Here is a 24,514-nt window from a genome sequence, read left to right as displayed (position 1 = left end):
CGACAACATCTGGCGGCGCCTGCGCGGCGACTGGGACAACGTGATGGAGATCGCAGCGAAAGTGCCGGAGGTGTCCGGCTGATACGATTGAGTCTTGTTTGCCGATCTCCACGAATGACGGCTTGAGTTTGCTGCACTGCAACATATGTGTCAAGCCAGTGTGTGGCAAAGTCGGAACTAGGCGGCTCGGCTTTGGCTCGAGCTTGCAGGCCAAGCTTGAAGCGGGGCCGGCAACTGCGTATTTCTGAGCCAACGGTTCGAATCGGACAGCCAGTATCTGGAGAGAAGCCTTGTCCGCACTGACGCGATTTCTCGGCGACTCGCCGCTCAGGGTATTCCTGAAGCTGCTGGTGATCTCCTTCCTCGTCGGCCTCGTCATGCATGCCTTCGGCTGGTCGCCGATGGATGTCTTCTACGGCATCCGCCAATTTTTCATCGACCTGTGGAATCTCGGCTTCCGTGCCATCGACCGGTTCCTCGGCTATATCCTGCTCGGCGCCGCGATCGTCGTGCCGGTGTTCGTCCTGCTTCGGATTGCCAGTTACCGGAAGTGATTCAAGTGTAGCCGGCCGCCGCCTCGAACAGGATGGCGTGGCGCGCGGCCAGCGCTGGCACGTCTGTCGAATAGCCGCCGCCGATGACGCCGCAAACCGGCACGCCGCGTGCCCGGAAATGTCCGATGACCATCTCGTCGCGAGCGCGGATGCCGTCATCGCTCAGCGCCAGCCGGCCAAGCCTGTCCTCGGCATGGACGTCGACGCCGGCATTGTAAAAGACGATGTCCCAGCGCCGTTGCCCGGACAGCTCCGGCAGGATGCTCGCGAGCCGTTCCAGATAGGCTTGATCGCTGGTCCCATCCGGTAGTGCGAGATCGAGGTCAGACGCGATCTTGCGCACGGGGTAATTGCGCTCGCCATGCATGGAAAAGGTAAAGGCGCGGGGTTCATCGTGCAAAATGTCGGCGGTGCCGTCGCCCTGATGCACGTCGAGATCGACGACCAGAATGTTTTCGACGGCGCCCTCTCCAAGCAGCGCCAGCGAAGCGACCGCGACATCGTTGAAGGTGCAGAAGCCGGCTCCCTGCGCGCGCCGCGCATGATGGCTGCCGCCGGCGGCGTTGCAGGCAACGCCATGTCTCAACGCCAGCCGTGCCGCCAGCACCGTGCCGGCTGTCGCCAATTGTGCCCTCAGCGACACGCGTGGGCTGACCGGAAAGCCGATCTCGCGCTCGATCTTCTCCGGGACGCGGCAGGCAATCACCTGGTCGACATAATCGGCCGCATGGGCCAGCTTCAGCCATGCCGCCGGCGCCGGTTCAGGCACCGACAGCGCTTCAGACACGGCCAGCCCGCGCTCGCGCAACGCTTCCATCAGCAGCGGGTATTTGCTCATCGGGAAGCGGTGGTTGACGGCGAAACCGGCGTCATAGTCGGGGTGATGGACAATCTGCAGCGGCATGTATGAGGCGGTCTGCGCCAGCTTTGAGATTCGGTTGGCAGTTGATTGGATGGTGGTTGCACGACGCCGGCAAACTGAGGCACATCGGCTTTTCGATCAAGCAGCAACAGCCAGGCAGCAACCCCTTGGATGCGACCCCCTTGGACGGAACTCGGGCCAATGCCAGGTCCTTTGCCGTCACCAACCGCTCGGTGTTGGCGATCGCCATTCCGATGACGCTCGCCTATCTGACGACGCCGCTGCTCGGCATTGTCGATACCGCGGTGGTCGGCCAATTCGGCGACGCGGCCTTGCTCGGCGGCCTCGCCGCCGGATCGCTCGTATTCGATGTCGTCTTCACCACTTTCAACTTCCTGCGCTCCGGCACCACCGGACTAGTCGCTCAGGCTTTCGGCCGCGGCGATGCGCTGGAGGAGCAGGCGGTGCTGTGGCGCGCCGTGCTGATCGCGGTCGTCGCCGGCATCATCCTTGCCGCGCTTGCGCCGCTCCTTGCCGTGGGCGGCCAGTGGTTCATGAGCGCGGAGCCCCGGGTCAGCGCGGCGATGTCGATCTATATCCGCATCAGGCTGCTGGCCGCACCCTTCTCGCTGATCAACTACGCCATATTGGGCTACGTGCTGGGGCGCGGCGAGGGCGGCTTGGGCCTGATGCTGCAGGCGGTGCTCAACGGCATCAACATCGCGCTCTGCTTCCTGCTCGGCCTGGAGCTTGGCTGGGGCGTTGCCGGCGTCGCCTGGGCAACCGTCACAGGCGAATTCCTGGCCATGCTGCTTGGCCTGACGATCGTGGTGCTGCGGTTCCGCAAACTGGAGCGGCCGTCGCGCCGGCGCATCCTCGACCTGCCGGCCTACAAGCGTATGCTGTCGCTCAATCGCGACATCATGATCCGCTCCTTCTCGCTGCTGGCCGCCTTCGCGCTGTTCACGCGGCAGGGCGCGCAGTTCGGCACGGTGACGCTCGCCGCCAACGCCGTCTTGATGAATTTCTTCCTCATCGCCGGCTATTTCCTCGACGGCTTCGCCACCGCCGCCGAGCAACTCACCGGCCGGGCCATCGGCGCGCATGCGGCAGCGCCCTTCCGCCGCGCCGTGCAGCTCACGCTGATCTGGGGGTTCGGCCTCGCGGCTTTCGCTACGCTTGTATTGCTGACGGCGGGCGCCAGTCTGGTGGCATTGGTGACGACGTCGGCGGATGTGCGCGCGGTCGCCGATACCTATCTGCCCTGGGCGGCCTTCACGGCGCTGAGCGGCGTGCTCGCCTTCCAGATGGATGGCGTCTTCATCGGCGCCACCTGGTCGCGCGACATGCGCAACATGATGCTCATATCTTTCCTCGCCTTCAGCGCCGCGCTCGTCACGCTGGCCCCTGTCTTCGGCAACAACGGGCTGTGGGCATCGCTGCACGTTTTCCTGCTGGTAAGAGGTTTGAGCCTGCTCGGTGTACTCAGGCTCAGGGTGCGGACAGCATTCAGCTGATTATCGGCTTTGACGCCCAGCGCTCGCAACTCGTGTCGCGCAAATCCCGGATCGAGCCAAGCCGCTCCTGCTCTACAAATCGCGCCATGCCGGCGACGATTCGTCCTGGCAGCGCCGGTCCGCCATAGATCATGCCCGTGTAAAGCTGGACCAGATCTGCGCCGGCGCGGATCTTCTCCAGCGCCGTCTCGACCGAGTCGATGCCGCCGACGCCGATGATCGCGATGTTAGGCCCGAGCAGTTTGCGCATCCGGGCGAGCACCGCGGTCGAGCGCTCGAACAGCGGCTTGCCCGAGAGACCGCCGGTCTCATTGGTCGCACCGCCGCTGCGCAGGCCCGCCCGCGCGAGTGTCGTGTTGGATACGATGACGCCATCGATCTTTTTCTCGGCGACCTCGGCGGCGATGTCCTCCAGCTCCGCGTCGACGAGATCGGGCGCGATCTTGAGGAAGATCGGCGGCAGCGCCGGGGCTGCCGCACGCGCTGCCATGACGCGCGACAGAAGTTCGCTGAGCTGCTCGCGCGCCTGCATGTTGCGCAGCCCCGGCGTGTTTGGCGAGGAGATGTTGACGGTGAGATAGCTGGCAAGAGCCGCAAAACGGGTGACGCCGCGCTCATAGTCGCCGATGCGGTCGGCGCTGTCCTTGTTGGCGCCGATGTTGACGCCGACGATGCCGGGCCGTCCCTTGCGCGCGGCAAGCCGCTTTTCGGCCGCCGCATGGCCTTCATTGTTGAAGCCCAGCCGGTTGATCACCGCTTCATCCGCCGTCAGCCGGAAGATACGCGGCTTCGGATTGCCGGACTGCGGCAGCGGCGTGATGGTGCCGACCTCGGCGAAGCCGAAGCCAAGCCCGAGCAGCGCGTCCGGCACTTCGGCGTTCTTGTCGTAGCCGGCGGCCATGCCGAGCGGGTTCGGGAAATCGAGGCCGCAGAGGCTGGTCTCGAGCCGCGCGTCGCGCTTCGCGGTCGCGCCGACCGGCAAGCCGCAACGCAGCGCCGCGATCGACATGCCATGCGCGGTTTCCGGATCGAAAGAGAAAAGCAGTTTCTGGCCGATCCGGTCGAGCACGCTCATTCGTCCTCCAGCGCAGGGAATTCGTGGCGGCCATCGGCGCCGAGCGGTAATGGTTTCACCCAACGGACCGCGTCGAGGCCAAGCGGCGCATAGAGATGCGGGAACAGCGCGCCGCCGCGCGACACCTCGTATTTCAGCGCATGGCCCAGTTTCGCCGCGTCGATCGCTATCAGCAGCAGGTCCGTCTGCCCGGCGAAATGCTTGGCCGCCGTCTCGCGGGCCTGGGCGGCGGTCGAGAAATGAATGAAGCCGTCGGCGATGTCGATCGGCGCGCCGGTGAAGCTGCCGTTCTTCTCGGCATCGCGCCAAAGCGCCTCGGGTGCAATCTTGTAGATAATCTGAGACATTCTCGCGCTATAGTCCGAACGGAAGGCATGGGGAAGGCGCAAGCGCTGATCTTCCCCATTTCCGGCGCAAACCTGCGATACTGCTTTGCGCAATGGCTGATGGAGGACAACAACATGCGTCTTCAGCACATACTGATCCCGGCGGCGCTCTGCTCGCTGGTCGCCGCTTCCGCCTATTCGGAAGAGACCGACCATTACCGGCTGGAAAAATCCGCCGACGGCTATGTCCGCATGGACACAAGGACCGGCGCCATGTCGATCTGCGAGGAGCGCTCCGGCCAACTCGTCTGCAAAATGGCGGCCGACGAGCGCGCCGCCTATCAGGACGAGATCGACCGTCTCGACAATTCGGTCAAGGCGCTCGACGAGCGCGTCGCCAAGCTCGAGAACTCGCTCTCCGCCCGGCTGGAATCCCAACTGCCCAGCCAGGAGGATTTCAACAAGACGATGGGCTACATGGAGCAGTTCTTCCGCACCTTCAAGGACATCGTGAAGGACATGGACAAGGACGACGGCGGCGCCAAGCTGAACCAGCAGAAGACCTGACCCGGATCGACCGTTTTGGGGAAAACCCAGCGCGCTGCCTTTGCCGCTTGAAAAGGCGCCGCGCGCCGCCGCATAATCATTCTGATCCCCGCAACAAGCAGAAAATCATGATGGGATCGGGGAGGGATATTTGCCGTCGGGCCACAGCTTCGTCATTGCCGACGACCATCCGCTTTTCCGCGGCGCCTTGAAGGAGGCGCTGGGCGGCATCGGCGACGTCGCCGCCATCCATGAAGCCGGCGATTTCGAGAGCGCCAAGGCGCTGGTGCTGGCCAATGAAGACATCGACATGGTGCTGCTCGACCTGTCGATGCCGGGCGCCAGCGGCCTGTCAGGCCTGATTGCGCTGCGCGGCATCCATCCGGCGGTGCCGCTGGTTGTGGTGTCGGCGCATGACGACCCCGTCACCATCCGCCGCGCGCTCGATCTTGGCGCCTCCGGTTTCATCTCCAAATCTGCCAGTATGGAGGAAATCCGCTCGGCCGTGCAGGCGGTGCTCGCCGGCGATATCGCCGCTCCCACCGGCATCGACCTCGGCGTCGAGCGCGATCCGGAGATTTCCGACCTGATCAAGCGGCTGCAGGCGCTGACGCCGCAGCAGACCCGCGTGCTCGGCATGCTGGCCGAAGGCCTGCTCAACAAACAGATCGCCTATGAACTCGGCGTCTCCGAGGCCACCATCAAGGCGCATGTCTCGGCTGTGCTGCAAAAACTCGGCGTCGACAGCCGGACCCAAGCGGTGATCCAGCTGTCGAAGATCGGCGGCGACCCGCTGCAGACCGCAGGCTAGCTCCAATGCCAACCGTTCGGTGGGATGGATCCCGGGTCTTTAAACTTACTCCGCCGCCGATGCCAGCGGCCTGACGCGCGCCATCGTCGAGCGCAGCACCGCTGGCTTCAGCGGCTTGTTGATCACCGCTATGTCGAGCTTGCCTGCGGCGGCGCGGACTTCGCTGGAGCGGTCGGCGGTGACCAGCACGCAAGGCAGATCCTGCCCGTAAACGGCGCGCAGCGCTTCGATGGCCTCTAACCCGGTTTCGCCGTCCAGGTGATAGTCGGCAAGCACGATGTCCGGCCGTCTCGCGCCCGGCTTCATGAGATCGCGGGCTCCCGCAGCCGTCTCGACATGGCAGCCCCAGCCTTCCAGGAGCAGGCGCATGCCGTCGAGGATGCGCGCGTCATTGTCGATGCACAGCACATTGAGCCCGGCAAGCGAGGAGGCGGCCCGCGCCGGCGTCTTGGCGGTCTCGCGTGGCGGCGCCGCGACCGCCGCCACCGGCAGCAGGACCGAGAAACGCGTGCCCTTGCCCGGATTGGAATAGATGCGGATCTCGAGCCGCAGCACCCGCGCGATGCGGTCGACGATCGAGAGGCCGAGGCCCAGCCCCTCGGCCTCACGCGCGCCCTCGTCGAGCCGGGTGAATTCATGGAAGACGGTGTTGAGCTTGTCGCCGGCAATGCCGATGCCGGTGTCGATCACCTGGATCTCGGCCAGTTCGCCGCGCCGCCTGACTCCGACCAGGATCCTGCCCTCGCGCGTGTATTTGATGGCGTTGGAGACGAGGTTCTGGATCAGCCGGCGCAACAGATTGCGGTCGGTCATGACGCCGAGCGACGACGGCATGATCCTCAGCTCTAGCTTCTTTTCGGCCGCCAAGGGGCGAAAATCGTTGCCGATCTGGGCTAGCAGCCCGCCGAGATTGAAGGCGGTGTCCTCCGGCTTCATCGCGCCGGCATCGAGGCGCGAGATGTCGAGCACGGCGCCGAGGATGGTCTCGACCGATTCCAGCGAGGATTCGATGTTGACCGCCGCCTTGCCGGCCGGACCTTTGCCGGCTTTCTCGATCAGCGACGAGCAATAGAGCCGCGCGGCGTTGAGGGGCTGCAGGATGTCGTGGCCGGCTGCGGCGAGGAAACGCGTCTTGCCGAGATTGGCCTCCTCGGCCAGCATCTGCGCCTGCGCCAGTTCCTCGTTGACGCGGGTGAGCTCGATGGTGCGGGTCTTGACCCGCTGCTCCAGCGACTCGTTCGCCCGCTTCAGCGCAAGGTCCTGTTGGACGCGGCCGGAAATATCGGCATAGGTGGCGACGATGCCGCCATCCGGCATCGGGTTGGAGCGCAGCTCCAGGATACGGCCGCTGGTCTTGAGCTCCATCTGCCAGGGGCCGGCGAAGCTGGTCAGACGGTTCAGCATCGTCACCCGCTGTTCAGTGGCAATGTCGCCGCGCTCGGCGAGATGGCGCAGGATCTGGTCCAGCGAGACGCCGACTTGACCCATCTCGTCCGGCAGGTCGAACAGCGACCGGTATTGCCGGTTCCAGCAGATCAGCCGGAAGTCGCGGTCGAAGACGGTGATGCCTTGCTCCATCTGGTCGAGCGCGATCTGTAAGAGGTCGCGGTTGTGCTGCAGCGCCTCGGTGGCGTCGTCGAGCAGCTTGAAGGCATCCTTGGAATCGCGGTCGTTGCGGCGAAACAGCAGCGACAGGATGAGCCTGGCCGAGGACGAGCCGACGGCGCTTGCCAGCAACTGCTCCGAGAAGCGGATGACATCCATGCTGGCCTGCTCCTTGCCGTGGAGCGAGACCTTGGCGTTCTTCTCGAAGGACTGGAACGAACGCTCGGTGCGCTCGACGCCGAGATAGCGCGAGATGGTGTCTTTCAGGTCGTTGACGGTGACGGCGGTGCGGAAGCGACGTAGGCTGGGCAGCGGGCCTGCCTCGCGGGGCACAAAGATCGCCGCCTGGATGCGCTCCAGCGGCACCGCCGCGCGCGACAGCGATCCGAGCACGAAGAACAGCGCATTGACCGACAGGCTCCACAGCACGCCGTGGTTCAGCGGCTCGCCGACCGTGCCGAAAAGCGCCTGCGGCCTCAGCGCCTCGAAGCCGAACAGGCCATGCACGAGGATATCGGCATTGGCGCCGACCAGCGAAGGCAGCAGCAGCGTGTAGCTCCAGACCGCGATGCCGGCGACCATGCCTAGTGCCGCGCCCCGGCCGTTGGCGCGCCGCCAGATCAGCCCGCCGATCAGCGCCGGCGCGAATTGCGCGATCGCCGCGAACGACATCAGCCCGATCGACGACAGCCGCGCGCTGTCGGTGCTCTCGCGGTAATAGAGGAAGGCGATGAACAGCATGATGAAGATCGAGGCACGGCGCACGTTGAGGATCAGCGTCGACCAATCCTCGTTCTCCGAAGCGCTGGTCTTGATCACGCGACGCACGAACAGCGGGATGACGAGGTCGTTGGAGATCATGATCGACAGAGCCACGCTTTCGACGATGACCATGGCGGTCGCCGCCGACAGGCCGCCGATGAAGGCCGCCATCGCCAGCACGTCATGGCCGCTGAACAGCGGCAGCGACAGCACGTACAGGTCGCTGCTGGTCTTTTCGCCGACCAGCGACAGGCCGGCAAAGGCGATCGGCAGCACGAACAGGTTGATCGCCACCAGATAGAGCGGGAACACCCAGGTCGCGGTGCGCAGCTCCGCCTCGCTGCGGTTCTCGACGATGGTGACGTAGAACTGGCGCGGCAGCATTAATATGGCAAAGCCGCTCAAGCCGGTCAGCACCAGCCAGGTGGCCAGGGAGGTGTTGTATGTCATCGCCCGCCGCACTTGGCCGTTGGCGGAAAGCTTGGCGAACATGTCGCCGGGGCCGCCGAAGATCAGGAAAGTCACCATCAGGCCGATGGCGAGGAAAGCGGCTAGCTTGACCACCGTTTCGACCGAGACCGCCAGCATCAGGCCGTCCTGGTGCTCGGTCGCATCGGCATGGCGGGTGCCGAACAGAACGGCAAACAGCGCCAGAAGCATCGCCACCACCAGCGAGATGTCGCTGACGAAAGGATCGAAGGACGGCGGCGAGCCGGTATAGTGCTCGACCATCAGGCTGACGGAGCCGGAGATCGCCTTGAGCTGCAGCGCGATATAGGGCACCGCGCCGATCGTCGCGATCAGCGTTGCGATCGCCGCGACGGTGAAGCTCTTGCCGTAGCGGGCGCCGAGAAGATCGGCGATCGAGGTGATCTTCTCGCTTTTCGCCAGCCTGACCAGCCGATTGAGCAGTGGAAAGCCGAACACGAAGACCAGCACCGGCCCGGTATAGATCCCGAGGAATTCGAGGCCGCGCTCGGAAGAAAGGCCGACCGAGCCGAAGAAGGTCCAGGAGGTGCAGTAGATGGCGAGGCTGAGCGCATAGATGAACGGCCGCGCCCGGCCGAACCCGGCCGCCGCCGCGCGCCGGTCGCCGACGCTGGCGATGGCGAAAAGCAGCGTCACATAGGCGATCGCGATGATGACGACGAACCAGCCCAGCACGGTCCGCACTTCCTCCCTGGCCGGTTCTTCATCCGGCCGTCAAGCAGTTCCAGGAAAAGTGCCAAGCGGTTTTCCATTCGGAATTGCGCAAGAGCAGATACCTGGAGCGGCTCGGCGATTTCAATCAGACGCCGGGCCGCTCCAGACGCAACCACAGCTCGGCGCCCAAGTCCATCGCGGCTTTCGGGGCATATGTGCTTGATGACGCTGCGTAAACACAAAGCAGTGCCTTGGCCTATTTTCCGGTTTTGCAACTGGGGGTTTTTGTTATGGTGGCACGGGGCCGGCGCCGAAGGACACTGGTGAGGCGGCAGCGCGGCTCGTCAAGGAGGGTCGAATGCTGAAAGAATTCCAGGAATTCATCTCCAAGGGAAATGTGATGGACTTGGCCGTCGGCGTCATCATCGGCGCGGCCTTCGGCAAGATCGTCGATTCGCTCGTGAACGACATCATCATGCCGATCGTCGGATCACTCGGAAGTGCCGATTTTACAAACTACTTTTTTGGGCTTTCATCCAACGTGCATGCCACAAATCTGGTCGACGCGCGCAAGGAAGGTCCTGTTTTTGCGTATGGAAGTTTCATCACCGTGGTGATCAACTTTCTGATCCTAGCCTTCATCATTTTCCTTATGGTCAAGGCCATGAACAATCTGCGCAGGCGGCTGGAAAGAGAGAAGCCTGCTGCACCTGCAGCCCCGCCGCCGGCTGATGTCGCGTTGCTCACAGAAATTCGCGATTTGCTCGCCAAGAGGTAATGAGATCAGGTGTTCTGGACCAAAGCCCCGGCCGCCTGCGGCCGGGGTTTTCCGTTCTGCGATCTGATAAGAGCGCTGGCGAGAAGAAACCGGATTTGCCCATGACCATAATCGAAACCCTCCGCTCCGAAGCCCGCGCCGCGCCTGAAAGCGGCATCGTCGCCGTTGTCAATTACGGCCGGCTGCGCGAAGGCCTGATCCCGCTCTGGGCCGGCGAGGGCGACCTGCCAACGCCTTCCTTCATCAGCGATGCGGCGGCCAAAGGGTTGTCCAATGGCGAGACCTTTTACACTTGGCAGAAGGGCATTCCAGAGCTCAGGCAGGCGCTTTCCAGCTATTACGCCAGGCATTTCGGTAAGAGCTTCACTGCAGAAGAGTTCATCGTCACCGGATCCGGCATGCACGCCATCCAACTCGCCATCGACGCCATCGCCGGCGCCGGCGACGAGCTGATCTATCTCTCGCCGGCCTGGCCGAATTTCGCTGCCGCGGTGGGTGTGGCGGGCGCCGTGCCGGTGCCGGTCGTGCTCGACCAGTCCGGCAATGGCTGGTCCTGCGATGTCGAGAAGATCGCCGCCGCGATCACGCCGCGCACCAAGCTGTTGTTCATCAACACGCCGTCCAACCCGACCGGCTGGACTGCCGACAGGGAGACGTTGCAGGCGATCCTCGACCTGGCCCGCAAAAAGGGCCTGTGGATCATCGCCGACGAGATCTATTCGCTCTTCCACTACGGCCACGGTCGCGCGCCGTCCTTCCTCGATATCGCGGAGCCCGAAGACCGCATCCTCTTCGTCAACTCCTTCTCCAAGAACTGGGCGATGACCGGCTGGCGCGTCGGCTGGATCAAGACGCATCCGAGCCTGCAGCAGGTTTTCGAGAACCTGATCCAGTATTCGAACTCGGGCGTCGCCCAGTTCATGCAGCGCGGCGCGGTCGCCGCGCTCGACGAAGGCGACGGCTTCATCACGGAGCAGGTCGAGCGGGCCCACGCCGCGCGTGACCTCGTCTGCGATATACTGGGCGCAACGGGCAAGGCGCGCTTCACCGTGCCGCAAGGCGCGTTCTATCTGTTCTTCCGGGTCGACGGCATCACCGATTCCCGCGGCGCCGCCTTCGACATCGTCGACAAGGCCAATGTCGGTCTCGCGCCAGGCACCGCCTTCGGCCCCGGCGGCGAAGCCTTCCTCAGACTATGCTTCCACCGCCGCCTCGATCAGCTCGAACAAGCGGCGCATCGCCTGGCGAAATGGATGAAGACGGTCTAGCCCAGCCGTCTCGAAGCCCGAATTGAAACTCGCTCCGGCGAGTCAACTGGCGTCGATTTCGAGAACCGGAGCGCAGCGGACATTCAGGTTCGTGAGCACTGGAAGCGCAGAAAGCGGCGCCAGTTGGCCGCCGGAATAGAGTTTAAACCGGGCTTCAGCCGCCTGACTTCGGCACCAGAAGCGGAACGATCCGGTCGCTCTTCGCCACGGCTGGTCGTCCGGTTGAGCCGTAGGGAATGCCCAGTGCGTCCCAGGTCTCGACCAGCGCGTCCTGCAATTCGGCGATCAGCACGTCCGAATGGAACGGCGTCGGCGTGATGCGCAGCCGCTCGGTGCCGCGCGGCACGGTCGGATAGTTGATCGGCTGTATGTAGATGCCGTGCACGCCGAGCAGGCGGTCGCTGGCCATCTTGCAGAGCTCGGGATCGCCGACCAGCACAGGCACGATGTGGGTGGCCGATTCCATCACCGGCAGGCCGGCGGCGGACAGGATCTGCTTGGTCTTGGCCGCCTGGCGCTGCTGCGCGTCACGCTCGGCCTGCGAGCGCTTCAGATGCCGGATCGAGGTGGTGGCGGCCGCGGCGATCGCCGGCGGCAGCGCGGTGGTGAAGATGAAGCCCGGCGCATAGGAGCGCACGGCGTCGATGACGGCACTTGTACCGGTGATATAGCCGCCCAGCGTGCCGAAGGCCTTGGCCAGCGTGCCTTCGATGATGTCGATGCGGTCGGCCAGGCCTTCGCGCTCGGTGATGCCGCCGCCGCGCGGCCCGTACATGCCGACGGCATGGACCTCGTCGATATAGGTCATGGCGTTGTAGCGCTCGGCGAGCTCGACGATCTGCTTGATCGGGGCAATGTCGCCGTCCATCGAATAGACGCTTTCGAACACGATCAGCTTGGCGCGCTCGCGCCCCGCGGCCTGCAGCAAGCTTTCCAGATGCGCGACGTCGTTGTGGCGGAAAATCTTCTTTTCGGCGCCCGAGCGCCGCACGCCCTCGATCATCGAGGCGTGGTTGAGCTCGTCCGAGATGATCAGGCAGTTGGGCAGAAGCCTGGCGATGGTCGAGATCGAGGCCTCATTGGAGACGAAGCCGGAGGTGAAGACGAGCGCCGCTTCCTTGTCGTGCAGGTCGGCCAACTCATGCTCGAGCTCGACCAGCGGATTGGAGGTGCCGGAAATGTTGCGGGTACCGCCTGCGCCCGAGCCCATCTTGCCGGCTGCCTTCTGGAAGCTGGCGATGACGTCGGGGTTCTGGCCCATGCCGAGATAGTCGTTGGAGCACCATACGGTGATTTCCTGGGCGCGACCGTTGGAACGCCAGATGGCGCGCGGAAACTTGCCCACCATGCGCTCAAGGTCGGCGAAAACGCGGTAGCGGCGCTCGGCATGGAGCTGGTCGATCGCGTCTTCGAAGAACCGCTGATAGTTCATATCGGCTTCCCAATTTTGCCGCGGATCATAGTCACAGCCAAATTCCGCGTCCACCGGGCCCAACCGGTCAAAATGCCACGCCCCGGCCCTGTTCCTAACGATCCCGGATCGTGGCCTATTCCCGGCCGTATGAACGAACTTCGTTTCGATACAATGCCTCGGGGCGGAGGAACTGTTACGGATTTAACATTCAGGGTGTAGTGGGCTTGCGACGGGGTTTCCAGCAAGGCAGCTGTTGAGACAGTTTCCTATAAATCTTGATCAACGAGGACACGACATGACGGTTTTGGTGACAGGCGGTGCCGGCTATATCGGCAGCCATATGGTCTGGGAGCTCCTCGACGCCGGCGAAAGCGTGGTGGTTCTCGACCGGCTTTCCACCGGTTTCGAATGGGCGGTGGCGCCCGAAGCGAAGCTCGTCGTCGGCGATGTCGCCGACCGCGACCTGGTCGGCCAGATCATCCGCGACAATCATGTCGACGCCATCATCCACTTCGCCGGCTCGATCGTCGTGCCGGAATCGGTTGCCGATCCGCTCGCCTATTACGAGAACAACACCTCGAAGACCCGCACACTGATCGAGACCGCCGTGCGCGAAGGCGTGCCGCATTTCATTTTCTCCTCCACCGCCGCCGTCTATGGCGGCGCCGGGCTGGAACCGGTGCGCGAGGATGCCCGCCTGGCGCCGGAATCGCCCTATGGCCTGTCCAAGCTGATGAGCGAATGGATGCTGCGCGATGCCGGCCTGGCTCACGACATCCGCTATACGGCGTTGCGCTATTTCAACGTCGCCGGCGCCGATCCAAAGGGTCGTACCGGCCAGTCGACCCCTGGCGCCACGCATCTGATCAAGGTCGCCTGCGAGACGGCGCTCGGCAAACGGCCGTTCATGCAGGTCTTCGGCACCGACTATCCGACGCCGGACGGCACCTGCATGCGCGATTACATCCATGTCAGCGACCTCGCCGCGGCGCACCGGCTGGCGCTGCAGCGGCTGCGCGCCGGCGGCGAGAGCCTCGTCGCCAATTGCGGCTACAGCCACGGCTATTCGGTGCTGGAAGTCATCGAAAGCGTACGCCGGGCCTTCGGCCGGGATTTCGACGTCCGCATGGGCGATCGCCGCCCGGGTGACGCGGCGGCCGTGGTCGCCAATTCCGAGCTTGCCCGCAAGGAGCTCGGCTGGACGCCGCAGCGCGACGATCTCGACCTGATCGTCAACGATGCGCTGGCCTGGGAACGCATTCTGACAACTAAGAACTCCGTCAGGAACTGAGCAATTCCAGGAAAAGTGTGAAGCGGTTTTCCGTCCGGAATTGCGTCAAAACAAATAGTCCGACTGTTGGGCCAAGGACTCGTCCGGCGCGTTTAGACGCGGTATTGAGGCCTCATGCAGCGGCGTGCCAAGGCGCGCCGTGGTGATGCTTGAGGGATGGCATGAAAATCCTGGTTCTCGGCGCCGGCGTCGTCGGTACGGCGGCGGCCTATTATCTGGCAAGCGACGGCCACGAGGTGACGGTGATCGAGCGCCATGAAGCTGCGGCGCGCGGCACCAGCCGGTCGAATGCCGGCCTTGTCTCGCCAGGCGACGCCACCGCCTGGGCCTCGCCGGCGGCGCTGAAGACCTTCCTGCGCGCGCTGTGGAACCACGATCTCGGCATCAAGGTGAGACTGCGCCTCGATCCCTATTTCTACCTCTGGAGCTTGCGCTTCCTGCGCGAATGCACGGTGAAGCGCCTGCGCGCCAACACCGATATCAAGCTGAGATTGGCGCTCCATTCCCGCACATGCATCAACGCGCTTTCGGAAGCGACCGGCATCCACTACGACGAGCGCAAGAAGGGCATCCTCTACTTCTTCCGCTCGCAGAAAAGCCTCGACACCGGCACCGACAATTACCGCTATCTGGCAGAGCACGGCCTGCCGATCGAGATCGTCGGCCGCGAGCGCCTGGTCGAACTGGAGCCGGGGCTTGCCGGGGTGAAGGAAAAGATCGCCGGCGGCATCTATTCGCCGATCGACCAGACCGGCGATTCCAAGCAGTTCACCGATAGTCTCGTCGCCTATGCAACCGAAAAGCTCGGGGTAAAGTTCCTGTTCGGCACGACGGTCGAAGGCCTCGATATCGAAGGCGACCGCGTGCGCACGGTCATGACCTCGGCCGGACCGATCGCGGCTGATGCCGTCGTCATTTCGATGGGACCGGAAAGCGGGTTGCTCGGCCGCCGCTACGGCATCGACCTTCCGGTCTATCCGGTGAAAGGCTACACCGCGACGATCCCATTGGACGACGAGAGCAAGGGGCCGACCATGGGTGGCGCCGACGAGGACCGGCTGATCGGCTATTCCAGGCTCGGCAATCGCCTGCGCATGTCCTCGACCGCCGAATTCACCGGCTTCGACCGCAGCTTCAAGCCACGCGACTTCAGGACCATCATCGACACCGGCAAGGACCTGTTTCCCGGCGCTTTCGACGAGAAGAAGGCGGAACTCTGGGCTGGCCTGCGGCCGATGATGCCGAATTCGGTCCCGGTGATCGGCCAGGCAAAATACCGCAACCTCTATCTCGACACCGGCCACGGCCATGTCGGCTGGACCATGGCCTGCGGATCAGGCCAGTTCCTCGCCGACGTCGTCGCCGGCCGCAAGCCGCAGATCGATCCGCAGGGGTTGATTTACAGGAACTAGACGATGTCCGGACCGCAAGTCGCCATCGACCTTGGCCGTATCGAGCGCAACGCGCGCACGGTCGTCGAGCGCTGCGCCGAGGCCGGCATCAAGGTCTTCGGTGTCACCAAGGGCGCCTGCGGCATGCCGCAGGTGGCGCGCGCCATGCTGCGCGGCGGCGTCCACGGCATCGCCGAATCGCGTTTCGAGAACATCCGCCGCCTGCGCGACAGCGGCATCAATGCGCCGGTCATGTTGCTGCGCAGCCCGCCGATTGCCCGCGTCGAGGAGGTCGTGCGCACCGTCGACATCAGCCTGCAGTCGGAGCTGACGATCATCCGCGAGATCGCGCGCATCGCCGAGCGCATGGGCCGCGTCCACGACATCATGCTGATGATCGATCTCGGCGATCTGAGGGAAGGCATCTGGCCGAACGACCTGGTGCCGACGGTCGAGCAGATCCTGGAGATGCGAGGCGTGCGTATCGCCGGCATCGGCACCAATCTCGGCTGCTTCGGCGCCATCATGCCGACGGAGGAAAATCTCGGCCAACTCGTCGCCCATGCCTACAAGACCGAGCGTCTCTCCGGAAAGAGCCTCGACTGGATATCAGGCGGCGCGTCATCCTCGCTGCCGCTGCTGCTCGAAGGCCGGCTGCCCGCCGGCATCAACAATCTGAGGGTCGGCGAGGCGATCCTGCAGGGCGGGTTGGAAACTTTTCGCGACCCGCCTTGGCAGGCGCTCGAGCTCGATGCCTGCCGGCTCACCGCCGACATCATCGAGGTCAAGCTCAAGCCCTCGCGGCCGATCGGCCAGTCCGGCTACGACGCCTTCGGCAACCAGCCGGTGTTTCCCGACGAGGGCGACCGTTTGCGCGCCATCGCCAATATCGGCCGCGAGGACGTGCTGGTCGAAGGGCTGATGCCGATCGCCAAAGGCGTGCGCGTGCTCGGCGCCTCCAGCGATCATCTGCTGCTCGACGTTGAGGACGCCGATCCGCGGCCCAAGGTTGGCGACCGCATCGCCTTCCGCATGGGCTATGGCGCCATGCTGATGGCGATGACGTCGGAGTATGTCGAGAAGGCCCCTATGCACGACGTCGCCGACTATTCCGGCCGCAGGATGGTGTCGATCTCGGCCCAACCTGAGGCGGCCAGCATCCTTGCCCGCGAGGCGATCGGGGCGCGGCTGGAAGCATTGAACTTCGATGTGGTGGAGCTTGCCGATGCCGAGCGGCCGCCGGCCGGCCTGATCCGGCTCGGCGTGGGAGCCGACCGCCGCAGCGCGCATAAGGCGCTCGCGGCGACTGCGCGCGCGACGCACTCCTTCGGCCTGATCTGGATCGATTCCATCGCGGCGCTGATACCGGAACAAATCGAAGGCATCGACCTCACCGAAGCCTCGGTGCTGGCGCGCATACTCGGCCTCGACCACAAGCCCGGCGCCTTGCTGCCGCAGCTCTCGCCGGAAAACGTCGTCATCGTCGGGCTGCGCAATGCCGATCCGGCCGAGGCGAGGGTGCTGGCGGATTCGCGCGTCTCAGCCTTCACCATGATCGACATCGACGCCATGGGCATGGGAGACGTCATGCGTGAGGCGATCCACATAGCCTCTTCGGGCACGCAAGGGTTTCATGTCGCCTATGCGCCGCAGGTCACCGAATTTGCCGGCTGGGGGCCTGGTTCCGGTGGCATCACCGTGCGCGAGACGCATCAGGCAATGGAGGCAATCGCACTGTCCGGCGGGCTGTTGTCGATGAGCGTGTCCGGCCTGACGGCCGAACTGGAGCCGAGGCTTGCGACGGATATGGTGAATTTCATCATGTCCGCCTTCGGCAAGCGGATACTTTGACCGAGCAATTCCAGGAAAAGTGTGTAGCGGTTTTCCGTCCGGAATTGCGCAAAAACAGATAGTTATCCTTGCTCGGCTGCCTTGCGCCATGCGCGGGCATAGCCGCTCCAGGCCAGATCCTGTGGCGGTTCGGTCCGCTCCCCTTTGTGCGTCGCCAGGCCGCCGTCCGCCGCCAGCAGCGCTGCGCCGATGCTGGTGCCTGTCGACGCCTCCGATGCGACGACCGGCCGTCCCGCCGCCGCCGCCAGCATGAGAATGAAGGGCCGGTTCTGCGCGAACGGCCCCTCGACCGTCGTCGGCCCGTCGCCGCCGATAAGATCAAGGCAGGTCGCCGTCATCAGCGCCAGATAGAACGAGATGACGACGAAACGCTGGCCCGGGGTCAAGGCGTCGGCAGCGATCCATTGCGCGGCGTGATGCGGGAACGGCCCCGAACCTTGTTGGGTGGAAGGCAGAAGCAGCGCGCGGCGAACCAGCACGGCGGCAACGTCATCATCGCGCCATTCCAGCGGTTGGCCGTCGGTGAGCAGCGAGAACTCGCGCCCGCCCATGAAGCGCGCCGAGGGAACGGGATTGCCCAACGCGTTGACGTTGACCAGCGTGTCACGCGCCGGGTCGAGCTCGACCTTCCGGCCGCCGACCGCCATCGACACCACCCAGGTGCCGGTCGAGACGACTGAGAAGGGCGGAGAGTCGGCCAACAGATGCGGCAGCAGCGAGGCGTTGGAATCGTGCAGGCCGCAGAACACCGGCGTCTGCGGATCGAGGCCGGTCTGTGCCGCAAGCGCGGGCATGATTTCACCCAGCCGGTCTTTTGCCGGCCGCACCGGCGCCATCAGCTTGCGCCAGCCCAGCCGGTCGACCATCGACGAGAAATCGGCCTGCCACGGGTCCCATAGGTCGGTGTGGCAGCCGAGCGATGTCACCTCGTTGGCGACGATGCCGGTCAGCCGCAGTGCCCAGTATTGCGGGTACATCAGCATCTCGGCTGCTTTGGCAAATTCCGCCGGGAACCGCTTCTGCTGCCAGAAGAACTGCGCGCCGAGATTGAGGCCGATCGGCAGCCGCGGCGTGCCGGTCTCGGCGAAGGGCGGGCGGACGGCATCGTAGTCGGCCGCAAGCCTGTCGGGACCGTCGAACTCATAATCGAGCACCGGCAGCACGAGTTCGCCGGCGGCGTCCACCAACACGCCCGTCGCCCCATGCGTGGTGATCGAGATCGCGTCGATGCGGCGTTCGCGGTTGAGCTCTGCCAGACTGTTCAGGATGAACGTCCACAGCGCATCGACATCGTGATGCGGATAGGGTCCCAGCCGCAGCGGCGCGTTCGCCGTGCGGCGCAGCGCGACCTCGCTCAGCGTCGGGAGATCGACCAGCGCCACCTTGGCGTTGGTCTTGCCGATATCGATGACGGCGACAATCATGCCATATGGAACATTGTTTCCAGCGGCACTGCCACCGGCTCGTTGTCGGCCTTCGTCTCCATAACGTCAGCCATATGCGCCCACCAGCGCTGCATCACCGGACGTTTCGGCAGGTCGGCCATGCCGTGGTGGTCCCGCCGCCATAAGACGCCGAACAGCATATTGGTCTCCTCGTCGAGATGGATCGAATAGTCGGAGACGCCGGCCTCTCTCAACAACGCCACGAGCTCAGGCCAGATCTCGTCATGGCGGCGCTTGTATTCGGCCTTCATGCCCGGATTGAGCTTCATCTTGAAGGCGTATTTTTCCATCAGGCGAAGCGTCCTTCGCGCAGCCGCCGCCAGACGATCGGCAGCGCGATGACGATGATCAAAAGCAGGCCGATGAAGATCGACATGACTATGCCCGGCACGTTGAGCAACCCGAGGCCGAAAGTCACCAACCCCATGATGAAGGCGGCGAGCACGACGCCGAGGATGCTGCCCGCGCCGCCGAGGATGGAGACACCGCCCAGCACCACCATGGTGATGGCTTCGAGCTCATAGCCCTGCGCGATCGACGGCCTTGTCGAGCCGAGCCGCGAGGTGATCAGCACCGAGGCGATGCCCGACATCAGGCCGGTCAGGCAGAACAGGATGAACTTGATGCGGTCGACGCGCACGCCGGAGAACTGGCAGGCGACCGGATTGTTGCCGATGGCAAAGACGCGCCGGCCGAAGCTCGTGCGATGCAGCACGAACCAGTAGATCACCGCCGCGACGAGGAACAGCGCCAGCTCGAACGAGAAGACCCACCAGACATAACCCTGGCCGAAGAAAGCAAAACTTTCCGGATAGCCTTTGTAGGCCTGGTCGCCGAGGATGATGAAGGCGATGCCGCGAAACAGGCTCATCGTGCCGATGGTGACGACGATGGAAGGCAGTCCGAGCCTTGTGACGAGCAGCCCGTTGAAGGCGCCGCAACCAAGCCCGACGGCAATTCCGATCGCCACCAGCACCGGCGTGCCGGCGCCGACCTGCACGGCCATGCCCATCATCGTCGAGGCGAGAGCAACGATCGCGGCGACGGAGAGATCGATCTCGCCGGAGATGATCAGCAGCGCCATAGCGAGCGCAATCAGGCCCTTTTCGGTGAAGTTGAAGGTGAGGTCCGACAGCGACCACGGATCGAGGAAATAGGGCGAGGCGAAGCTGTTGACGATGAAGATGGCGATCGCGATGACGACGAGCAGCGCCTCCCAGGAAAAGATCGCCGAGGACAGCGGCTCGTCGAGCCGGTCGGGGATATGGCGCGGGGCAGGGGTGTCGGTCATGCCGCTTCCGCCTTTCTCAGGATGATGCGGCCCTGCCGGCGCTCGCCGCGCGCGTTGAGCACCACGGCCAGGATGATGGCGCTGCCCGAGATCGCCATCTGCCAGAAGGGCGAGATGTTGATGACCGGCAGCGCGTTGGAGATGATGCCGAGGAACAACGCGCCGAGCACCGCGCCGCCGACCGAGCCGATGCCGCCGGCGATCGAGATGCCGCCGATGACGCAGGCGGCGATGATGTTGAGCTCATAGCCGTTGGCGACCTCGACCGAGGCGATCACATAGCGCGAGATCCACAGATAGCCGGCAAGCCCGCCGATCATGCCGGAGATGCAGAAGACGATGAACTTGGTGCGGCCGACATCGATGCCGGCATAGACCGACGCGGTCGGATTGACGCCGATGGCGTAGATGGAGCGGCCGATCTGCGTGCGCGTCATCACCAGGAAGAACAGCGAGATCACGATAATGGCGATCCAGGACAGAACCGGCAGACCGAGCAAGGCGGCGCGCTGGAAATTGATGAAGTCGGGGCTCATCTGGTCGGCATTGACCCAGGCGCCGCCGGAGACGACGAAGGTGGCGCCGCGATAGATGGTGAGCGTGCCCAAAGTCACCACAATCGATGGGATGTTCAGCCGCCAAACCAGTAAGCCGTTGATGGCGCCGAGCACCAGCCCGATGAGCAGAGCGATGACGATCAGCACCGGGATCGGGATCGCCGGATGCGCGGCATTGAGCATCGCCACCACCATGCCGGTGAAGCAGAGATTGGACGCCATCGACAGGTCGATCGAGCGTGTCAGGATCACCACCATCTGCCCCAGCGCCAGGATCATCAGGATCGAGGTGTCGTTGAACACCTGGCGCAGATTGGCTGGGTCGGCGAAGCCCGGAAAGCGCGTCGAGATCAGCCCGATCAGAACGACGATGCCGGCTAGCAGCCAGAGCTCGCGATATTTGAGGAAACTCTTCATGCCGCGATCCCCGCCGCTGTCCGCACAAGCGTCTCGGCATCGAGCCCCTTGTTGTCATAGGTCGCCGCGATGCGCCCTTCGCGCATGACCACGACCCGGTCCGACATGCCGAGGATTTCCGGAAGTTCCGACGACACCATGATCACCGACAGGCCTTGCGCCACCAACTCGGCCATGAAGCCGTGCACGGCCGCCTTGGAGCCGATGTCGATGCCCTTGGTCGGCTCGTCGAGGATGATCACTTTCGGCGTCGTGGCCAGCCATTTGGCGATGACCACCTTCTGCTGGTTGCCTCCGGAAAGCGTGCCGACATCCTGGCTGAGCGAAGAGGCGCGCAGGTCGAGCCGCTCCGTGTAGGAGCGGGCGAGCGCGAACTCTTCCGCAAGCTTGAGCACGCCGGATTTCGAGGTGCGCGCCAGCGACGGCAGCGACACGTTCTGGAAGATCGGCAGGCCGATGACCACGCCCTGCTTGCCGCGCTCTTCCGGCACATAGACGATGCCGGCCTCGATCGAATCCGCCGCCGATTTCGGCGCGATCGTCTTGCCGTCCAATGAAATTAAGCCTCGGCTGGTGCGGGTGATGCCGGCAATCGCCTGCATCACCTCGCTGCGCCCGGCGCCGACCAGCCCATAGAAGCCGAGGATCTCGCCCTTGCGCAATTCGAAGCCGATGTCGTCGAATTCGGTCGGATGCGACAGGCCGGAGACCGACAGCACGGGCGCGCCGATCTTCGGCTCGCGCCGCGGAAAGATGTGGTCGACATTGCGGCCGACCATCATGCGCACGATCTCGTTCTGGCCTGTGTCCTTGAGTAGGCCTTCGCCCACCATCTCGCCGTCGCGGAAGACGGTGTAGCGGTCGGCGATGCGGTAGATCTCGTCGAACTTGTGGCTGATGAACAGCACCGCCTTGCTTTCGCTCTTGAGGAATTCGATCAGCAGGAAGAGCTCCTCGATCTCCTTCATCGACAACGCCGCCGTCGGCTCGTCCATGATAACGATCTGCGCATCGATCGACATAGCGCGGGCGACGGCGACCAGATGCTTATTGGCGATGCCAAGGTCCTTCAGCCGCGCATCGGCGTCGATGTGGCCGGCGCGCATCGTCTCCAGCACTTCGCGCGCGTTCTTGCGCATGGTGCGCCAGTCGATGGTGCCGAAACGGGTGCGCGGCGCATGGCCGAGAAAGATGTTTTCGGCGACCGAAAGATCGTCGAACAGCACGGTTTCCTGATGGATGGCGGTGATGCCATGGCCGAAGGCGGCATGCGCGCTGGGCAGCGTCGTTGCCTGGCCGTCGATGCCGATCTCGCCTGCATCGGGCTGGTAGATGCCGGTCATGATCTTGACCAGCGTCGACTTGCCGGCGCCGTTCTCGCCGATCAGCGCCGTCACCTGTCCGGGATAGAGCGACAGGCTGACATCATGCAGCGCGCGCACGCCGGGGAAGCTCTTGGAGATGCCCGTGAGTGTCAGGCGGGGAGATGAGCTTTGGGACGGGCCTGCAGGTTCGGACCGCTCCGTCTCCATTTTGCGCTGGGCTGTCGTGTCCATATCCGTATCAGGCCCTGAGAGAAGGTCCGTTTGAAGATGCGGCGGGACAATTGCCCCGCCGCATGAGCTTGGAGTCGACCAGGATCAATAGATCTTGGAGAACTTCTCGATGTTGGTCTTGTCGAACTGGAAGGGCGGAGCCATTGCAGCCGAGTTGGTGTCGTCGAGCGTCACCTTGCCGACGCGGCCGATCGACAGCGTGGCGCCGGGCTTGGCCTCTTCCTTCTTCACCGCGAGATCATGGGCGAGATAGATCGCCGAGTAGCCTAGGTCGATCGGGTTCCACAGTGCGACGGCCTGCGAAGCGCCGTTGTCGATGAACTTCTTGAACTCCGAAGGCAGCGCGAGGCCGGTGACGTTGACCTTGCCGATCAGGTTCTCGTCGGTGACGACCTGGGCAGCCGCTACAACACCAACCGTGGTCGGCGCGATGATCGCCTTGAGGTTCGGATAGGACTTCAACAGGCCCTTGGCTTCGTCGGTGCTCTTGGCTGAGTCGTCATCGCCATAGACGGTGGCGACCAGCTTGATCTTCGGGAACTTCTCCGGCAGCACCTTCTTGGCCGCTTCGATCCAGGCGTTCTGGTTGGTCGCGGTCGAGGAGGCCGACAGGATGGCGACGTCGCCGCCTTCCGGCAGATAGTCGGCGGCGAGCTTGATGATGGTCTCGCCGATCAGGCCGGTATCGGACGGGTTGAGGTGAAGCTGGCGGCCTTCCTTGGCAACGCCCGAATCCCATGAAATCACGGTGATGCCGCGTTCCATCGCCTTCTTCAGTACCGGCACCAGGGCGTCGGCGTCATTGGCCGAAACGGCGATGGCGTTGACCTTCTGCGCGATCAGCGAATTGATCACCTCGATCTGCGCTTCGGCGGTGGCCTTGGTCGGGCCGGTGTAGATGACGTCGACATCGCCCAGTTCCTTGGCCGCTTCCTCGGCGCCCTTGTTGGCGGCGTCGAAGAAGCCGTTGCCGAGCGACTTCACCACCAGCGCGATCTTGACGTTCTCGGCATAGGCGGCATTCACGAACATGGCGGCGGAAAAGGCCGCCGTGACCAGCAGTTTCTTCAATAAGCTCATCGAAATCCTCCCTTGAGCGTTTGCATTTCCATCGCCGCTGCCGGCCCCTCAGGCCTGCAGTGAAGATTCTTCCTTGTCGGTCGACTGTTTGCGGGCGACGATCAGCGCCACCCCTGCTGTTTCGAGCATGTTGGCCTCGCGGTCCTCGATGCCCTCGTCGGTGATCACGGTCGCGATGCGCTTGAGACCGCACAGGATCAGGCTGGAGCGCATGCGGAATTTCGAGGAATCGACCAGCACCACCAATTCGTCGGCCTGGTCGATCAGCTTCTGCTCGGCCTGGATCAAGAGCGGGTCGCCTTCCATCAGGCCGAGCGGGCCCAGCCCTTGTGCGCCCATGAACATGCGGCGCGCATAGAAATTGCGCGTCACGTCATTGTCGAAGGGCGACAGGATGATGTTCTGTTCGCGGTAGATCGTGCCGCCCGACAGCATCACCGTGTTCTTAGAATGCTTGAGCAGATGCTCGGCGATCGGGAAGGAATTGGTGAAGATCGGCATGCGCCGTCCGGTCAGGAAATGCACCATCTGGAAGGTGGTGGTGCCGCCATTGATGATGATCGGCTCGCCGTCGGTGCAAAGGTTGACCGCTTCCCGGGCAATCGCGCGCTTCTGCGCGGCGTTCAGCGTCTCGTTGACGGAAAAGGGCCGGCCGGCAAGGCCAATGAACTGCGGCGGCGAGATCGCCTCGGCGCCGCCGCGCACACGGCGCAGGCGCTTCTGGACATGGAGGGCCGCGATGTCGCGCCGGATCGTCGCCTCGGAGGAGTCTGTCAGTTCGACCATCTCCTGCACCGTCACCACAGGCTTTTCCTGGACGGCGGACAGAATGATCCTATGGCGCTCTTTCTCGTGCATGGTTCCTCCCTGCCTGAGCATGAGGCCTTAGAAAACGCGCAGTGTCAATCATTTCCGATCATATATTTTCATTGTGCAGTGCAATATGACTGAACTTGAGCGTTTGTGATTGACAA

21 protein-coding genes are annotated in these 24,514 nt (G+C 63.9%); 9 read left to right on the top strand and 12 right to left on the bottom strand.

Annotated features, from left to right (window positions below):
• Positions 1 to 290 precede the first annotated feature (290 nt).
• Entirely contained in the window at positions 291 to 554 is a 264-nt protein-coding gene (locus tag FJ988_RS00675; RefSeq protein WP_140814748.1) for a DUF6460 domain-containing protein, read from the top strand.
• A gap of 1 nt (position 555) precedes the next feature.
• Here the strand turns inward: FJ988_RS00675 and FJ988_RS00670 are convergent, their stop codons facing one another.
• Positions 556 to 1,458, bottom strand: a complete 903-nt coding sequence (locus FJ988_RS00670; RefSeq protein WP_140814747.1) for a histone deacetylase — start codon at positions 1,456 to 1,458, stop codon at positions 556 to 558.
• A 140-nt stretch (positions 1,459 to 1,598) separates the two neighbouring features.
• Between FJ988_RS00670 and FJ988_RS00665 the strand changes: the two genes are divergently transcribed.
• Entirely contained in the window at positions 1,599 to 2,933 is a 1,335-nt protein-coding gene (locus FJ988_RS00665; protein ID WP_407067691.1) for an MATE family efflux transporter, read from the top strand.
• Here the strand turns inward: FJ988_RS00665 and FJ988_RS00660 are convergent.
• Complete coding sequence (locus FJ988_RS00660; protein ID WP_140814743.1) at positions 2,926 to 4,008, bottom strand: quinone-dependent dihydroorotate dehydrogenase; 1,083 nt, start codon at positions 4,006 to 4,008, stop codon at positions 2,926 to 2,928. The genes FJ988_RS00665 and FJ988_RS00660 overlap by 8 nt on opposite strands.
• Positions 4,005 to 4,355, bottom strand: a complete 351-nt coding sequence (locus tag FJ988_RS00655; protein WP_140814741.1) for a DUF952 domain-containing protein — start codon at positions 4,353 to 4,355, stop codon at positions 4,005 to 4,007. The genes FJ988_RS00660 and FJ988_RS00655 overlap by 4 nt, the downstream gene beginning before the upstream one ends.
• Before the next feature lie 114 nt (positions 4,356 to 4,469).
• Here FJ988_RS00655 and FJ988_RS00650 point away from each other — a divergent pair, with 114 nt between their 5' ends.
• The gene (locus tag FJ988_RS00650; RefSeq protein WP_140815319.1) at positions 4,470 to 4,901 is read left to right on the top strand and encodes a hypothetical protein; all 432 of its coding nucleotides are present in this window, start codon (positions 4,470 to 4,472) and stop codon (positions 4,899 to 4,901) included.
• Between the two features lie 130 nt (positions 4,902 to 5,031).
• A complete protein-coding gene (locus FJ988_RS00645; protein ID WP_140814740.1) occupies positions 5,032 to 5,691 on the top strand; it encodes a response regulator transcription factor in 660 nt (219 codons plus the stop codon).
• Positions 5,692 to 5,736: 45 nt separating this feature from the next.
• Here FJ988_RS00645 and FJ988_RS00640 read toward each other — a convergent pair whose 3' ends face one another.
• Positions 5,737 to 9,222, bottom strand: coding sequence for a PAS domain-containing hybrid sensor histidine kinase/response regulator (locus FJ988_RS00640; protein WP_140814738.1), 3,486 nt, complete (start codon positions 9,220 to 9,222; stop codon positions 5,737 to 5,739).
• A gap of 337 nt (positions 9,223 to 9,559) precedes the next feature.
• Here FJ988_RS00640 and mscL point away from each other — a divergent pair, with 337 nt between their 5' ends.
• Both mscL and FJ988_RS00630 read left to right on the top strand, forming a co-directional pair.
• Positions 9,560 to 9,979 (top strand): large conductance mechanosensitive channel protein MscL, encoded by a 420-nt coding sequence (mscL, locus tag FJ988_RS00635; protein ID WP_140814736.1) that lies wholly within the window; start codon positions 9,560 to 9,562, stop codon positions 9,977 to 9,979.
• A gap of 101 nt (positions 9,980 to 10,080) precedes the next feature.
• Positions 10,081 to 11,247, top strand: a complete 1,167-nt coding sequence (locus FJ988_RS00630) for a pyridoxal phosphate-dependent aminotransferase (RefSeq protein ID WP_140814735.1) — start codon at positions 10,081 to 10,083, stop codon at positions 11,245 to 11,247.
• A gap of 154 nt (positions 11,248 to 11,401) precedes the next feature.
• Here the strand turns inward: FJ988_RS00630 and hemA are convergent, their stop codons facing one another.
• Positions 11,402 to 12,679: a 5-aminolevulinate synthase gene (gene hemA / locus FJ988_RS00625; protein WP_140814733.1), complete on the bottom strand. Its 1,278-nt coding sequence runs from the start codon at positions 12,677 to 12,679 to the stop codon at positions 11,402 to 11,404.
• Positions 12,680 to 12,956: 277 nt separating this feature from the next.
• On the opposite strand from hemA, the gene galE reads away from it, so the two are divergent.
• The 3 genes from galE (at position 12,957) to FJ988_RS00610 (ending at position 17,194) form a co-directional block, all read left to right on the top strand.
• Positions 12,957 to 13,952 carry a UDP-glucose 4-epimerase GalE gene (gene galE / locus FJ988_RS00620; protein WP_140814731.1) on the top strand — a complete coding sequence of 332 codons (996 nt, stop codon included), beginning with the start codon at positions 12,957 to 12,959 and terminating at the stop codon, positions 13,950 to 13,952.
• A 161-nt stretch (positions 13,953 to 14,113) separates the two neighbouring features.
• Positions 14,114 to 15,364, top strand: coding sequence for a D-amino acid dehydrogenase (locus FJ988_RS00615; protein WP_140814729.1), 1,251 nt, complete (start codon positions 14,114 to 14,116; stop codon positions 15,362 to 15,364).
• 3 nt (positions 15,365 to 15,367) lie between these two features.
• Positions 15,368 to 17,194 carry an alanine racemase gene (locus FJ988_RS00610; protein WP_140814727.1) on the top strand — a complete coding sequence of 609 codons (1,827 nt, stop codon included), beginning with the start codon at positions 15,368 to 15,370 and terminating at the stop codon, positions 17,192 to 17,194.
• A 62-nt stretch (positions 17,195 to 17,256) separates the two neighbouring features.
• Here the strand turns inward: FJ988_RS00610 and FJ988_RS00605 are convergent, their stop codons facing one another.
• From FJ988_RS00605 to FJ988_RS00575, 7 genes are all read right to left on the bottom strand, one after another.
• The gene (locus FJ988_RS00605) at positions 17,257 to 18,618 is read right to left on the bottom strand and encodes an FGGY-family carbohydrate kinase (protein ID WP_140814725.1); all 1,362 of its coding nucleotides are present in this window, start codon (positions 18,616 to 18,618) and stop codon (positions 17,257 to 17,259) included.
• The gene (rhaM, locus tag FJ988_RS00600; RefSeq protein WP_181183383.1) at positions 18,615 to 18,929 is read right to left on the bottom strand and encodes an L-rhamnose mutarotase; all 315 of its coding nucleotides are present in this window, start codon (positions 18,927 to 18,929) and stop codon (positions 18,615 to 18,617) included. Before rhaM ends, FJ988_RS00605 begins: the two co-directional genes overlap by 4 nt.
• Positions 18,929 to 19,930: an ABC transporter permease gene (locus tag FJ988_RS00595; protein ID WP_140814722.1), complete on the bottom strand. Its 1,002-nt coding sequence runs from the start codon at positions 19,928 to 19,930 to the stop codon at positions 18,929 to 18,931. Before FJ988_RS00595 ends, rhaM begins: the two co-directional genes overlap by 1 nt.
• Positions 19,927 to 20,904, bottom strand: coding sequence for an ABC transporter permease (locus FJ988_RS00590; protein WP_140814721.1), 978 nt, complete (start codon positions 20,902 to 20,904; stop codon positions 19,927 to 19,929). The genes FJ988_RS00595 and FJ988_RS00590 overlap by 4 nt, the downstream gene beginning before the upstream one ends.
• Complete coding sequence (locus FJ988_RS00585; protein ID WP_140814719.1) at positions 20,901 to 22,460, bottom strand: sugar ABC transporter ATP-binding protein; 1,560 nt, start codon at positions 22,458 to 22,460, stop codon at positions 20,901 to 20,903. Before FJ988_RS00585 ends, FJ988_RS00590 begins: the two co-directional genes overlap by 4 nt.
• A gap of 84 nt (positions 22,461 to 22,544) precedes the next feature.
• Positions 22,545 to 23,540 carry a rhamnose ABC transporter substrate-binding protein gene (gene rhaS, locus FJ988_RS00580; protein ID WP_140814717.1) on the bottom strand — a complete coding sequence of 332 codons (996 nt, stop codon included), beginning with the start codon at positions 23,538 to 23,540 and terminating at the stop codon, positions 22,545 to 22,547.
• A gap of 48 nt (positions 23,541 to 23,588) precedes the next feature.
• Positions 23,589 to 24,398, bottom strand: a complete 810-nt coding sequence (locus FJ988_RS00575) for a DeoR/GlpR family DNA-binding transcription regulator (protein ID WP_140814715.1) — start codon at positions 24,396 to 24,398, stop codon at positions 23,589 to 23,591.
• Positions 24,399 to 24,514 lie beyond the last annotated feature (116 nt).

Origin of the sequence: Mesorhizobium sp. CU3, from assembly GCF_006442965.1 — a bacterium.
Classification (GTDB): Bacteria; Pseudomonadota; Alphaproteobacteria; order Rhizobiales; family Rhizobiaceae; genus Mesorhizobium.
The sequence above is the reverse complement of the archived record's forward strand: the minus strand, read 5'-3'. Positions and strand labels throughout refer to the sequence as shown.

Bases quoted from the DNA above. Each gene is read 5' to 3' on its own strand.
- FJ988_RS00605 (WP_140814725.1), bottom strand. From the start codon at position 18,618: ATGATTGTCGCCGTCATCGATATCGGCAAGACCAACGCCAAGGTGGCG.
- FJ988_RS00610 (WP_140814727.1), top strand. From the start codon at position 15,368: ATGTCCGGACCGCAAGTCGCCATCGACCTTGGCCGTATCGAGCGCAAC.
- mscL (WP_140814736.1), top strand. From the start codon at position 9,560: ATGCTGAAAGAATTCCAGGAATTCATCTCCAAGGGAAATGTGATGGAC.
- FJ988_RS00650 (WP_140815319.1), top strand. From the start codon at position 4,470: ATGCGTCTTCAGCACATACTGATCCCGGCGGCGCTCTGCTCGCTGGTC.
- FJ988_RS00630 (WP_140814735.1), top strand. From the start codon at position 10,081: ATGACCATAATCGAAACCCTCCGCTCCGAAGCCCGCGCCGCGCCTGAA.
- FJ988_RS00615 (WP_140814729.1), top strand. From the start codon at position 14,114: ATGAAAATCCTGGTTCTCGGCGCCGGCGTCGTCGGTACGGCGGCGGCC.
- FJ988_RS00660 (WP_140814743.1), bottom strand. From the start codon at position 4,008: ATGAGCGTGCTCGACCGGATCGGCCAGAAACTGCTTTTCTCTTTCGAT.
- FJ988_RS00670 (WP_140814747.1), bottom strand. From the start codon at position 1,458: ATGCCGCTGCAGATTGTCCATCACCCCGACTATGACGCCGGTTTCGCC.
- FJ988_RS00595 (WP_140814722.1), bottom strand. From the start codon at position 19,930: ATGACCGACACCCCTGCCCCGCGCCATATCCCCGACCGGCTCGACGAG.
- rhaS (WP_140814717.1), bottom strand. From the start codon at position 23,540: ATGAGCTTATTGAAGAAACTGCTGGTCACGGCGGCCTTTTCCGCCGCC.
- hemA (WP_140814733.1), bottom strand. From the start codon at position 12,679: ATGAACTATCAGCGGTTCTTCGAAGACGCGATCGACCAGCTCCATGCC.
- FJ988_RS00585 (WP_140814719.1), bottom strand. From the start codon at position 22,460: ATGGACACGACAGCCCAGCGCAAAATGGAGACGGAGCGGTCCGAACCT.
- rhaM (WP_181183383.1), bottom strand. From the start codon at position 18,929: ATGGAAAAATACGCCTTCAAGATGAAGCTCAATCCGGGCATGAAGGCC.
- FJ988_RS00590 (WP_140814721.1), bottom strand. From the start codon at position 20,904: ATGAAGAGTTTCCTCAAATATCGCGAGCTCTGGCTGCTAGCCGGCATC.
- FJ988_RS00655 (WP_140814741.1), bottom strand. From the start codon at position 4,355: ATGTCTCAGATTATCTACAAGATTGCACCCGAGGCGCTTTGGCGCGAT.
- FJ988_RS00575 (WP_140814715.1), bottom strand. From the start codon at position 24,398: ATGCACGAGAAAGAGCGCCATAGGATCATTCTGTCCGCCGTCCAGGAA.
- galE (WP_140814731.1), top strand. From the start codon at position 12,957: ATGACGGTTTTGGTGACAGGCGGTGCCGGCTATATCGGCAGCCATATG.